Annotated in this window: 9 protein-coding genes; 5 read left to right on the top strand and 4 right to left on the bottom strand. The window is 38.7% G+C overall.

The features are described 5' to 3' along the window. Window positions 1-19: 19 nt before the first annotated feature. From ACWPWS_RS13965 to ACWPWS_RS13955, 3 genes are all read left to right on the top strand, one after another. Complete coding sequence (locus tag ACWPWS_RS13965) at window positions 20-4,888, top strand: PKD domain-containing protein (RefSeq protein ID WP_454046910.1); 4,869 nt, start codon at window positions 20-22, stop codon at window positions 4,886-4,888. Between the two features lie 71 nt (window positions 4,889-4,959). Then, complete coding sequence (locus ACWPWS_RS13960) at window positions 4,960-6,825, top strand: T9SS type A sorting domain-containing protein (protein WP_454046909.1); 1,866 nt, start codon at window positions 4,960-4,962, stop codon at window positions 6,823-6,825. Between the two features lie 152 nt (window positions 6,826-6,977). Further along, the gene (locus ACWPWS_RS13955; protein ID WP_454046908.1) at window positions 6,978-7,676 is read left to right on the top strand and encodes a DUF1826 domain-containing protein; all 699 of its coding nucleotides are present in this window, start codon (window positions 6,978-6,980) and stop codon (window positions 7,674-7,676) included. A gap of 91 nt (window positions 7,677-7,767) precedes the next feature. On the opposite strand, the gene ACWPWS_RS13950 is transcribed toward ACWPWS_RS13955, so the two are convergent. Together ACWPWS_RS13950 and ACWPWS_RS13945 are read right to left on the bottom strand one after the other, a co-directional pair. Then, window positions 7,768-8,616 (bottom strand): sialate O-acetylesterase, encoded by an 849-nt coding sequence (locus tag ACWPWS_RS13950; RefSeq protein ID WP_454046907.1) that lies wholly within the window; start codon window positions 8,614-8,616, stop codon window positions 7,768-7,770. Then, the gene (locus ACWPWS_RS13945; RefSeq protein ID WP_454046906.1) at window positions 8,616-9,173 is read right to left on the bottom strand and encodes a TetR/AcrR family transcriptional regulator; all 558 of its coding nucleotides are present in this window, start codon (window positions 9,171-9,173) and stop codon (window positions 8,616-8,618) included. Before ACWPWS_RS13945 ends, ACWPWS_RS13950 begins: the two co-directional genes overlap by 1 nt. A 220-nt stretch (window positions 9,174-9,393) precedes the next feature. On the opposite strand from ACWPWS_RS13945, the gene ACWPWS_RS13940 reads away from it, so the two are divergent. After that, the gene (locus tag ACWPWS_RS13940; protein WP_454046905.1) at window positions 9,394-9,984 is read left to right on the top strand and encodes a DUF4840 domain-containing protein; all 591 of its coding nucleotides are present in this window, start codon (window positions 9,394-9,396) and stop codon (window positions 9,982-9,984) included. A gap of 59 nt (window positions 9,985-10,043) precedes the next feature. Here the strand turns inward: ACWPWS_RS13940 and ACWPWS_RS13935 are convergent, their stop codons facing one another. Together ACWPWS_RS13935 and ACWPWS_RS13930 are read right to left on the bottom strand one after the other, a co-directional pair. Then, the gene (locus tag ACWPWS_RS13935) at window positions 10,044-11,303 is read right to left on the bottom strand and encodes a hypothetical protein (protein WP_454046904.1); all 1,260 of its coding nucleotides are present in this window, start codon (window positions 11,301-11,303) and stop codon (window positions 10,044-10,046) included. A gap of 232 nt (window positions 11,304-11,535) precedes the next feature. Continuing rightward, window positions 11,536-11,955: a winged helix-turn-helix transcriptional regulator gene (locus ACWPWS_RS13930; RefSeq protein WP_454046903.1), complete on the bottom strand. Its 420-nt coding sequence runs from the start codon at window positions 11,953-11,955 to the stop codon at window positions 11,536-11,538. Window positions 11,956-12,038: 83 nt separating this feature from the next. Between ACWPWS_RS13930 and ACWPWS_RS13925 the strand changes: the two genes are divergently transcribed. Continuing rightward, the gene (locus tag ACWPWS_RS13925) at window positions 12,039-12,644 is read left to right on the top strand and encodes an FMN-dependent NADH-azoreductase (protein WP_454046902.1); all 606 of its coding nucleotides are present in this window, start codon (window positions 12,039-12,041) and stop codon (window positions 12,642-12,644) included. Window positions 12,645-12,951: the final 307 nt, after the last annotated feature.

Here is a 12,951-nt window from a genome sequence, read left to right as displayed (position 1 = left end):
TAACACTTTTTTAATAACTATGAAAAACAACACCTATTTTGGTAGGCAGCACATCTTCAGATGGCTCCTGCTATGTTGGCTTTTGGTACCATGGGTACTACAAGCTCAAGCTCGAATTACATGGACCGCTCAGGTCGGATGCCAGGAATTCCGTGGCGAGAAAGATGATCAGGTCCCTGATAACGGAACCGCCTTTTCCTACATCAATTCATCCCAATGTCTGCGCGTCTGCGAGGCATCAAATGTCACCTATGAGGTGCAGGGACCTAATGTTTCAGCCGTACAATGGACAGTCTCCGGAGGAACGGTAACTACTTCAGGGCCCGCGAATACCATAGCCAATGTGGGCTGGGGATCAGCAGGTAACGGATCTTTACAGGCTGTGATCACGTACAATGATGGAACTGTTGAAACACAGACGATCTGTATTGTGAAGATTAACAGACCGATCGCTAAATTTGAATTACTGAACTTAGGTGATACGGTATGTAGAAATACAACGATTTATTTTGACAATCTTTCTGAACAGAACGGAGGGTCGGATATCATCAATTACTTCTGGGATTTTGGCGATGGTACAACTTCCACCGCTTTTGAACCCTCTCATTTGTATGCTAATCCTGGAAATTATACCATCCAATTAACGGTAACCAACAAGTGCGGCTGCCAGGACAGGATTAAAAAAAAGATCAAGGTATTAAAAGCAGATCCTGTACAGATCAACTGTGCTTCCGTAGTATGTGAAGGAAGTACTGAGAAATACAGTGCACAGGATGGATGTAACAAAGGACAATGGAAAGTTATTGGAGGATCAATTATCAACAATAACGGTAACGAAATCGAAGTAGTATGGGATCAGGTAGATCCGCTTGACGGCTTCGGATACGTAATGTATATGTCTGATTGTGCTTGTCCTGAGTGGACGACAATTAAAATTCCTGTAGTTTTAAAGAATGCAAAAGTTAAAGGACAGGAAGTAATATGTACTGGAAGACAGTACACGTATTCAATTCCTCAATGGCCTACAACGAAAGTTCAATGGAATGTATCGGGGCCTGCAGGAGGTCTGCTGACCAATACACAGCAGAGAAACGAAGTTGTTTTCTCAGCAAGTCAGCCGGGTACTTATCATCTTACTGCTAATTATTTCAATACTTTATTGACATGTGAAGGGCAGGCATCTATTGATATCATCGTAGAGGCACCGGTAGTGATAAGTGGAGGCGTAGATGAAATCTGTGCAGGAACAAGCCAGGGATTTACGGCTTCTCCTAACGTGCCTGTTATCTGGAAAGTAACCACAGGAAGTTCTACTTATACTTCTCCTGTAATGACGGGAATATTCAACTACAACTTTGCGACAGCAGGAACGTATACCATTACAGCTACTAAGCAGGGTGGAGGTTGTGAAAGCAATGCAAGAATTATTAAGGTATTACCAATTCCACAGGCTCCCAACGGAACAATCTCCGGAGAAACAAAAGTATGCCCTGGAAAACCTTATGTTTATACGATCAGCTCAGTGGATTCGGGAATGGTACCGGTTTGGAGTGTTACCAACGGAACCATTCAGGGAAGTAATGCGGGACCTTCTGTAACGGTTATATTTAACGCTGGTGCTACATCATATACAGTGTCTGCACAGAATAAATCGATCAGTAGTGCAGCATGTCTTTCGGCTCCAAAATCGTTCAATGTAACGAAACTGGATCTTAGCACGATTGTTATTAATCCAAATTCAGGACCTTTCTGTCCGAGTAGCACTCAAACTTTCAGTGCTAATCTGAATGGAATTGTTCCGGATTTTATGGAATGGTCATTTGCAAGTTCCAACTTTGGAAGTGTTATCGGAGGACAGGGTACTGCTAATATTACAGTTAACTTCAATGAGATTTCTTCAACCAGTACTACGGACTTGGTTTTAAAAATAGTAAAGTGTGGTGTGACGAAAATTATCACTATGCCGGTATCTTTAATAACCCTTCCGGTAGTGAGTTTCACAAATGTTGGAGGAATTTGTTTAGGATCAAACCTTACTTTCACAGTTAACCAAGGAACCATTACCTCAGCAACGAATGTGACTTTCACATTCCCTGGTGGAACGTATACTACAGCCTTTAACCCTAGTGGAATTTACAGCTTCCCGAATAACGGATATATCCAGAACAATTCAGGAAATAATGTTTCTCAAACGGTTGTTGTAACGTATACAGGTACGAACGGATGTAATTATAAACCTACCGCAAGTGCTAACTTTATTGTATACCCTGAAACGATTATTACTGTTTCTCCGGTGTATAATATTGCAGTTTGTGATCCTACAACAATGACACCGTATACCATTACGGCTAACAGTTCTACAGGACTTACGAATATTCTTTCATGGCAATGGTATAAAAATAATACAATCATACCGGGGGCAACTACCAACTCGTATACTATCTCAGGAGCAGGTGCTTTTGGAACTTATAGAGTACAGGCTGTAGATATTAACGGTTGTGTGGTTTCTTCACAAAACATTAATGTAACTCAGTCTTGTCCAAGCAGTGGAAGCTGTACGGCAAATCCTCAGATTAACTTCGTTCCGGCATGGTCAGCTTGTAACAATATTACAGTTTCAGGTTTAACCTATAATGGAGTTCCGGACGAAATCCAATGGTTGTCTGATCCTATGCTTACATTAGTTTCTGGTCAGGGAACAGCTTCACCGGTATATCAGACTAATCTTGCAGGAGCACACATTGTTTTTGTGCGTCTGAGATACGGTTCATGTTGGTACAGTAAAGGAGTAGAAGTAAGAAAGAATTATGAGCCTAAATTCAATATCAGTACAGTGTGTAGCGGAAACGGATACAGTGTAACACTTTTCAACACTTCTACAATATTTGAAATTAATCCGGGATCTATTACATATACATTTACTTCGCCGGGACAGCCTACTCAAACAGGGCAATCTGCTACTTATAATCTGGCACCAGGTACTTATACCTTTACGATGACAGTGTCTGCACCTGGGAAACCAACATGTACCACTACGCAGACTATTACATTAGCTCCGATTCCTAATACATCATTCCTGGTTCCGGCCTGGTTATGTGCACGCTCGCCTATTACGTTCAGTCCAATAACCTATGTTCCGGGAAATACATATACCTGGATCTTTGATGGTACATCGTATATTACGACAGGGTCAGATGCTACGATAACGTATAATACTGCAGGAACAAAAACCATTCAGCTGAAAATTAGAACTCCTCAGGGATGTGAATATCTTTCTCCGGTCATTACTGTGAATGTGAAAGAGGCAACTCTTGATGGTGATATAGCGCCTCCTGTTCTTGTAGCATGTATCGGAAGTGCTCCTAATATCGTATTTACCAGTACGCTTGGATCTCCTAGCCAGTATATCTGGATGAATGGTTCTCAGCCTGTATCAGGAGCGCCAAACTCTCCTGTGTTCACGCCAACACAATCTGGTAATTACTGGCCGGTGCTGGTATCATCAGATGGATGTAGAACAAGCATTATGAGTACTAAAGCAATCCCTGTGACTCTTAAAAATCCTCCATATGTTAACATATCCGGAGTGGCTAATATCTGTGAAGGATCTTCAACAGTCCTTACTGGTATTGTAACGGATAATACATTGGAATATCAATGGAAAAAAGGAAATTCAATAGTTGTACCATGGACTTCTGCTCCTTATCCAATTGCTCTAAGTACAGGGCCATTAACGGCAGGTACGTATGTTTATACTCTGGAAGTAAGAACTCCGGGTACATCAGGATGTACAAGCAGTAAAAGCTTTACCGTAACGGTAAATAGTCCGCCAGCTCCAATTTCGGTAACCTATAATATGGTAAACTGCCAGCCTTATCAGGTTGTGTTAACAGCATCAGGTCCATCTGCAGGAGTTTACAATTGGAGCAACGGAATGACAGGTCAGTCTATTACGGTAAATGAAGGGGGTGCTTATCAGGTTATTTACACTGCACCAAGCGGATGTAAAGTAGTAGGCAATACTCAGGTTCCGTTAAGCCTTGAGAGTCTGATGTGGGTGTTCCCAACAGGATGTTATGATGAATGTCTTAGAAAGAATTATGTTTTAGGACCTAAAGGAATCTTTGATCATCATGAGTGGCAGTTGTTCGGAAACAATATCCAGAGCGGAAACAATGATTATATCTATCCGTTGTATATTAATGCTCCGGGAACATATCAGCTTCAGATCGATCATTTGGGATGTCAGTTTACTTCGGGAACCATGAATTACTATCCAGGTAAAGAATGTGGATTCGAAACAGAATGTAAGCTGGAAGCAAATATCAAAGACATGAAATGGGCTGGAGATCACTATAAAGTATATGGTGTGATCTACAATGGTGGAAGCCAGCCTATAAGCCTTACTGTTTCAAGTCTTAATGGATTTGGAGTTTATATTCCGTCCATTATTACTATTCCGGCAGGCGGGGTATATGATATGAACGCTAATCCGTTGGCATTCTATCCAAACTCAAACTTCCAGGGTACTGATGAGATCTTATTCTCAAATGAAACATGTAAGTTTACTACCAAAGCGGTAGATCCTAACTGGATGGGTATGAGAAGCGCAGGAAGAAGTGTAATGGCTGCTTCAGTTTCTTCTCTGAAAATGATACCAAATCCTGCGAAGGAAAAAGTGAAAATCTCGTATAATACAGGTAATGAAAAATTACTGGCAAAACAGATTACAGTTTTTGATGCCATGGGCAATGTCAAATTCCGTAAGGAACTGAAAACGGCTTCCGGAGAGGTAGACGTAGAAGTTACAAGCTGGCTGCAAGGTGTTTATATCGTTATTGTACAAACGGGAGACACATCATTACAAGGAAAACTAATTAAAAATTAGTAGCTTATAAAGCAGTGTTCTCTTCGGAGAGCACTGTTTTTTTATAGTATGTGATAATTAAATGAATTTTTATGATACAACTAAAAAACAAACTGTGGGGATTACTGCTGATATTACCAGGATTATCTTTTAGTCAGAATTATCAATGGCAATGGGGAAAACAGGCAGGAGGGCTTACAGGTTCTGCTGATCCTGGGTTTCATTATGTCTTTGATGAATCCATAAGGGATATTGTAGTAGATGACAACAATAACACCTACTATCTTGCCACAATGCGTGAACAGGGACAAAACCTGAATGGTACTTCTGTAACCAATTACGGACTGAGTGATCTTTTTCTGTTTTCTGCAGACTGTGCAGGAAATATAAGATGGTCCAGGCCAATAGGAGGTTCAGGAGACGGAGAAAATGCATGGCATATTAAAGTGGATAATAACGGTGGATTATACGTTATGGCTACCATTTATAACAATTCATATATCGGAGATCCAAATGCGGTTCCCGTACATTTTGATGATACCCACACACAACCGCTGTATACCTATTATGACCAGACAACAGAGCCTGCCCATAAAGCTGCTTTTCTGTTGAAATATAATACTTCGGACGGTACATTGGCATGGAGTAAGCCTTTACAGGGAGATGTTAACTATTTTTCCCGCATGTGCGATGTGCAGATGATGTATATGGATTCTGCCAAAAATATTCATGCTGTAATGGGGTTCAGAGCAGGAACACATTTAAATGGATTAATTACGGTACCTTCAACCTTTACGTCAACTTATCAGTATTATGCAGTGAAGTTTAATTATGATAATGGTAATATGACACCAGCAACTCCGTTGCTTCTTCCTATCACAGGAAATGCAATAAATATTGTGGGAAGAGAGGGAAAAGTGAATGTTGTCTATGATGAAGGTTTAAATCGTTATTACATTGCAGGTAAAAGGATGGATCCCGGCTTCAGTAATCTGGTTGATCTTTCCTACAATAATGTTCCATTTACGAAAGCGGCTTATGTGTTTGCTTTTGATGGTACTACCGGAGCTGAGGTGTGGCGAAAAGAACTTAATAATGGTACCACAAGTACGGATGATGAAATTCATTCCATTATAAAAGATCCGGTGACTTCAGATATTTATATTTCAGGACGTTATTTTAACGGAATAACAGTGCCTGCAACTTTCGGAAGCTATACTTTTCCTCTGAGAAACTATGTTGAAGCCGTTCCCTTTGTTATGAAGATGAATGCAGCAGGTACAGTACAATGGGCAAGAACTCCGGACGGAATGTCTGGCCTTCAGTTTGGCTATCGTTTTACCAAAGGAACAATTGCCATTAATGGAAATGAAATAGCATTTGCGAAAGGAAGCTGGTCTGATATCTGGGGAAGCTATGCCATGGTGCGCCCTGATGGAGATCGGTCAGATCCTTTATTGGTGAGACTTAACAAAGATACCGGAGATGTTTTGGGAACAGGGGAGATTCGCAGTAACTATTATGTTATCGATGAATTTACGGCAGTGGCCGCAGATAAAGACGGTAATTATGTAGTAGGCGGTTTTTTTCATGATCAGTTATTTACAGAGGCCAATGATAATGTCAATACAATGGCTGTTAATGTAGCAGGAGGGAAATCTCAGTCTTTTTTTACAAAATTTGCTAAATCAGCTTGCAGCCAGATGTCTGTAGAAGAAACTGCTGCTCAGGCTGGAATACAATTATACCCAAATCCGGTTCAGGAGGTGCTCAATATCAGAAGCAGAGAGCCTTTGGTTTCTTATGAGATTTTTGGGGCTGCGGGACAACTGGTAAAACAGGGAACTTTGAATATGATGCAGGAACAGATTGTAGTATCTTCTCTTCAGACAGGAGTATATTACGTTAAACTTAAAACCAAATCTTCAACAGTAACGGAAAAAATATTGAAGAAGTAAAAAAACAAAACTGAAAACTAATAACCTTATATATAAAACAGTGTTCTCCAAAAGAGGGCGCTGTTTTTTTTATCATGGCTGGTTGATGGAATTGAATAACCTATTCCGTATTTTTGCACAGAATTAAATGGCTAAACTGTTTATTCCAAAATATGAACAATATGTTTTCTGATAATCGTCAAATTGGAGTGGTTTCTTCCTTTTCTGAACTTGTAAATACTCATTTTCAGGGAGTGATGAATGCCATTTGCTGGCATCGAAATATGACGGGTGATTTTAAAGAAATTGTGGCAAAGCTTCAGTTAAAAGATAATATCACCGAAGTCACCAGTGAAGATCTTTTAGCACTGCAACTATCAGAAGAAGGCAGTATCGCAAGGGAAATTATTTTAAATGATTTACAGTTACTGACAGATTTTGGAGCATCTCCGGTTCTTAATTTACTGAAATGTTATGAACGTGACGAAGAACTTGGTTTTATTTCAACAGATGTATACTCATATCATGTAGACCGTTCTCCTGTAGGAACAGATACTTTTTTATGTACTTATCACGGGGCAGCAAGTGATATCATAGCCAATGATGAGGTTGAACAGAAAATTTTAATTCCTGAAATCCGGGAACAGCTCAAAACATTACACGACGGTCCGGAAGAAGAATTTGAAGACTTCCTGAAAGAGTATTTCTTTGATCTTCATTATCAGCCTAAGCCTGATGCAAAGCCTGTCAATTTGGGTGTTGGCCATCTTTGGCGCATTGCTGTAGATCATCCTGAGCAATCAGCCTTGCCTTGTGTTCACAGAGCACCTGTTGAAAATGATGGAGCATACAGGTTGCTGTTGATTTGTTAGATTATATTTTGAGTAAAATCAATTGATTGAATAAAAAAATCCAATATCGGAAAGATGTTGGATTTTTTATGACTGATTATAAAGTGCTCTTTTACTCCTGGCTGATCGCTTTTAGTTCGTTTAAGTAATCTTTACTTTCAATATTCCCGACCGCAAATTCGTGTTCCAGCAGTTTGATTTTTTCTGTCTTAGTGTAAGACCGCTTATAGATGTTTTCCAGTATGCTGTCCTCATCAGGCAGAGGATTGAAGATGTTTTTCAGATCCCGATACGCATGATAATACCTGATTCCCAGTAATCTTTGTGAATAAGCATTGAAATGTACACCGTCAGGATTGGCAGTAAGGTCTTTGGCGGTGGCAAAATAACAGTTTTCATGAGTCTGCGCAAACTGTTCCAATTGCTGATTGACTAAAGGATAATGAATAAAATACTGCCCTAATATTCCATGGGATAGATAATCGCCTAAGCCGCCAATGATAAGAGGAATTTCCGGACTGTTTAATTCTTTACGCAGCGCTTCAATAATTTCAGAAAACTTTTCCTGATACTTTTCTGCCTTTTCAGAAGAGCAGTCACTCTCACCCTGATGCCATAAGATTCCTTTGATTTCGCTTGTTCGTTGGGCAAGTCTGGCTTGCGATATAGCGTTTTCAAATAAAGCACCATCCACAGCCCAGTCATCAAGACTGGTGCCTCCGTCAGCGCATGGAATTAATCCAATTTCATTCTGCGCATTATCAAGTCTCCAGGAAGCAGCAAATGAAGAAGCAAGCCCGACACCCGAACTTGGACGGTCATAATTTATCGGTTCTGACATGATTTGCCATAATCCGTTTCTCAGCATTTTAATATGTTCGTCAAAAATAGGAGGGACTTCCTTTGCGTAGCCGCGTCCAGCCATATTGGACTGGCCTATCATTAAAAAAGAATGTATCATTATTGTTTATTTAATTGCATGCCTATGCTTCTGCTAAAAGAATTCCAGGCTAGTTTCTTTATTTCATTGGGAGCAATATCTCCGGATCTGTAAGCGGTGATGGTTGCAGTGATCGTATTTGTGAAAAGAATTTTTATCCAGACTAATGGTAACTGGCTGTCTATCAATTCTTCTTTTTGTAGTTTTTCAATTGTACTGAACAGCTCATTTCTTACTTTTAAATATTCCTTACCTGTTTCGGTTTTATAGGTAGGTTCAATTTCATTCAGTTTTATCAAAAAAGCATACTTTGTTCCGCTCTCAATTCCTGCATATAATAAGTTTTCAAGTTGTACCAGCGGATCTGTGGAACTGTTATAAGCTTTAATAGCTGCATTTTCCCAGGATTGCATCATATTTTTGTTGCAGGCTTCCAGTAATTCGTTCCGGTTTTTGAAATAGCGGTGCAATGTCCTTCTGTTAAGATTACAATGTTCTGCAATCTCTTCAAATGTTGCCGAAAAGTTTTCATTGAAAACCGTTATAGCGGTATCAATAATTTTTTGTTGAGTACTCATTATTTTTTATTGGCTCAAATTTACGACAAATGTCTCAATGTTGAGATATTAATTTAAAAAATCATGATCAATAGAAATCCGTATTGAAAATAATGTGCAGTAAATCAAGTGATTAAATTTATTTTTTTAAATCGCAAGCAAGGATATGGAATTTCTGTATTTATATAGATGAGTACTCAGTAAAATATTTTTTTAATCAAAATAATTAATTAAAATCAAAATGAAAAAATTCATTCATGTAAAATTGATATCTATGCTTGTGATCTTACTGGCTATTCCTTTTGCTCTGGCAAGCTGCAGTAATGATGATGAATCTCCAAAACCTAATCCTGTGACCATCAGTTTTGATGATCTTAATGGTGAATACACAGGAAAAGCAAGTGTATCCCAGGGAACTGTAAACGGAGAAACAGCGGTTGCTTTTACGGCCAAGAAAAACCTGATTTCCTATTCAGAATTTCCAATGAAAGAAATTATTTACTCTGTAATTTCTGATCCTGTGAAAGCCAATCAAGCCTTAACAGCCATCGGGAAAATAAAATATGACCTGGATTATACGGCAGTTTTATACCAGCATAAAAAGGAAATAGAACTTAATCTTCTTCCTAAAGAATTAACGGTTCAGGTTCCTATTGATGGGGTAAACAAAAAGGTTGTCATAACATTCACAGCTTCTAAAAAAGGATTGTTTACCAAACAGAACACGCAAAATATGAATTTTGAACTGCTTGCGAGTAAAATAACCGTTGAAGGAACAGCTGTCAATCCTTTCAACCCTATAAAATATAATTTTCAAATGCTGAAGAAGTAGTCGCAGGATTAAATATTGTACAGATGCACTTCTGTAAGTGCATCTGTTTTATTTCTTCATTACCATTTGATTCTTATTTTGGGAACTACTTTTTTTATTTCTTTGCCTACATTAGTTCCTGCTTTCCCCAGTTCATTACTTATGTTTCTGACCACTTTTACGGCTTCATGGTTTTTTCCGGGACTGTATTGCAAATCATGAACGGTCGTATTCCATGTTTTAACGATATCATTTGTAGGTCCGAACTGATTTTTTAAGGCATCTCCAATTTGATTTAATCCTTTAACAATCGTATTATTCTTTCCAAAACATCCATGATCTCCACCTACACCGTTTGTTAAACATTTGCTTAATTCACGGTAGGTCAATTGGCCGCCTGCACAACCTGCAAATGCATAAGGCTGGCCTCCGGTACTTACAGCGCATTCCACTGCTATTTGTGCTTCCGTATTCAGATTAAGCTTACCTGCACCGTAGCACACAGCAGTTCCCATAAAGGTTACCTGACCACTGCTGGCCTGATCTTTAAAGCAGGAAACTAATTGTTTTAACTCCGGATTATTTACTTTATCAGCGAAACAAAGCGGATACATTTCGTAATTATTACCATATTCTTTATAGCATTTCATCATATCCTGAGTAATCTGTCTTTCTTTTGAACCTCCCAATATACTGAGCATACAAAGACTTTGTTCCTCAGGGGTTTCTGAATTTTTGGCGCACTTATAAATTTCAAGTTCTTTTTTACCAGCCATATTTGTTACCATACAATCCCCGAATTCCAGCTGATTGATTGTTCCGTCAGGATTCATGGTGTTTTTATAACAGTCTACAGCCGTTTGTTCGCTTGTCATCATGACGTCCCCGAAAGGTTTTTGTTCATCCACAATTTGTGTAGGTAAGGGTCTTAATCCGTCAGCGGTTTCAATCCCTATTTGATTATCGTAAGTTGGTTTTGGCAGGAACATCACAGGTCGGGGAGGGACAGGAATCGTGGAATAGCCAATAATCCGGTATCCCAATCTGTAATCTAATTCAATAATATTTCTATCAAAGTCAAGAAAAAATGCCTTTTGATAAGGAACTGCTGAAGGCAAACACAGATAATTAATTCCGGTTTGGTCATATACTGCCTGGCCTGCATTTCCCGGATTTCCATTTTGAACAATTACTCCCGTGTTATACATGGTAAAAGACTGACCGTAAGTGGTCAAAACCATTTGCCCGATTGGATAAACTTGAGCAAAAAGGATAGCGCAGAAACCCATAAGTGAAGCGAATACACTTAAAATGGATAGTTTTTTAATAATTGTGTTCATGGTACTTATTTTTTGATAAAGTTACCGCTGTAAACAAATACTAAAACATTACCCTTTTTCGCTATTTTTCAAAGCAAACGATTAAATAAAGGGAATTAAATTACTTCCGGCCAAAAAAATAAACTGCAGTGATCACTGTTACTTAGAGAGCAAAGAAGAATTCCTGAACTGAGCGTTTCTGAAACTGAAATGTACCAGGAGTAGTGAGGGTAAAGAGTCAACCTGTAAATTCCTATTTTGAAGAAATAATTTTGTGTTGTTCATTCGTGGTTTCGGTAACCTTACTTTTTTCTATAGGTGTACGAGTTGTCCCAAAAATATGTCTTCTATGATTCTCGCCCCAATCCTGTAATGAAGTTACCACCTGATCCAATGTACTGGTATAATCTGTCGGGAAATATTCAATAATGACGGGATAGCTCTCCGTTACGATCCGTTCAATCAGTCCGTTCTGTTCCAGTTCCTTTAATTCCTTTGCCAGGACTTTTGGTGTCAGCTTTGGAATGCTTTTTCGTATTTCTGTAAAACGTCTGTTTCCTGCATTCACGGAAATGATAATCTGCAATTTCCACTTTCCGCTGATGATGTCCAGGGTGTCCCGAATGGGTCTAAGTGCCTGCAGGCATTCTTTATGATCATGATGTTCTTCCATGTTGCTTTCCTTTAGGTAACTGCTATACTTTGGAATGTGAATTTACAATAATTTTGTCCCTGTCAAAAACAAAAAATTTAGAAATGGCAAATATTTTAAATATCAAAACAAGCATCAGCGGTGAAGATTCGGTAAGTAGCAAACTGTCACAGGCAGTAATTGAACATTTATTGACAAAAGATAATTTGAGCAAGGTTGTTGTTCGTGACCTGGCTAATGATATCATTCCTCATATGGAACTTGAGCACTTCAATGCCTTCAATGTAAGAGACGAAGAAAAAAATGAACAGGAAAGAGAAGTTTCAAGGTTCTCAGATCAGGCGATAAAGGAAATCCAGGAAGCAGATATTATTGTGATTGGTGTTCCGTTTTACAATTTTGGGATTCCTTCAACATTGAAATCATGGATTGATCATATTTCCATTGCAGGGAAAACATTCTCTTACTCCGACGGCACACTCAAAGGTCTTCTTGAAAATAAAAAAGTATACCTGAATTTTGCGGTAGGAGGAGTTTATGATAATGGAATCGTAGAGAATATGGAAAAATACCTGAGGACGTTTTTTGAATTTATAGGAATCACTGATGTGGAAGTTTTCAAAACAGAAGGTACAGTGATACCGGAACTGAGGGAAGCGAGCTTTCTGAAAGCTGTAGAAGACATTGAAACGGCCATCACTCAGGCCTGATAAATATGACAGCTACTTATCTGAAAATACAGATAGGTAGCTGTTTAGCTTACTGTGAAGATGTATGCAGGATTAGCAATTATTATTTTTTGTAATTAATACGGTTTTTAGGATGGTCAATAGGAATTAAGGTTTTATTTTCCGATGCAGAAAGTTTCTTCTTACTCTTTATGCGGTGTTATAAACAATTAGTATCCAATTTGTAAATTACACTAATTCTTCAATGTAAATTTTGGCAACTCCTTCAATATAATTTTCCTTTAAACATTTAGATAATTCGTCTTTTAGTTTTTGTGATTTCTTAAAT

Source organism: Chryseobacterium sp. Marseille-Q8038, from assembly GCF_965111995.1.
This window is presented reverse-complemented; position numbering and strand designations above follow the sequence as displayed.

Coding starts and splice junctions, on each gene's coding strand:
- ACWPWS_RS13965 (WP_454046910.1), top strand. CDS start 20: ATGAAAAACAACACCTATTTTGGTAGGCAGCACATCTTCAGATGGCTC.
- ACWPWS_RS13960 (WP_454046909.1), top strand. CDS start 4,960: ATGATACAACTAAAAAACAAACTGTGGGGATTACTGCTGATATTACCA.
- ACWPWS_RS13955 (WP_454046908.1), top strand. CDS start 6,978: ATGAACAATATGTTTTCTGATAATCGTCAAATTGGAGTGGTTTCTTCC.
- ACWPWS_RS13950 (WP_454046907.1), bottom strand. CDS start 8,616: ATGATACATTCTTTTTTAATGATAGGCCAGTCCAATATGGCTGGACGC.
- ACWPWS_RS13945 (WP_454046906.1), bottom strand. CDS start 9,173: ATGAGTACTCAACAAAAAATTATTGATACCGCTATAACGGTTTTCAAT.
- ACWPWS_RS13940 (WP_454046905.1), top strand. CDS start 9,394: ATGAAAAAATTCATTCATGTAAAATTGATATCTATGCTTGTGATCTTA.
- ACWPWS_RS13935 (WP_454046904.1), bottom strand. CDS start 11,303: ATGAACACAATTATTAAAAAACTATCCATTTTAAGTGTATTCGCTTCA.
- ACWPWS_RS13930 (WP_454046903.1), bottom strand. CDS start 11,955: ATGGAAGAACATCATGATCATAAAGAATGCCTGCAGGCACTTAGACCC.
- ACWPWS_RS13925 (WP_454046902.1), top strand. CDS start 12,039: ATGGCAAATATTTTAAATATCAAAACAAGCATCAGCGGTGAAGATTCG.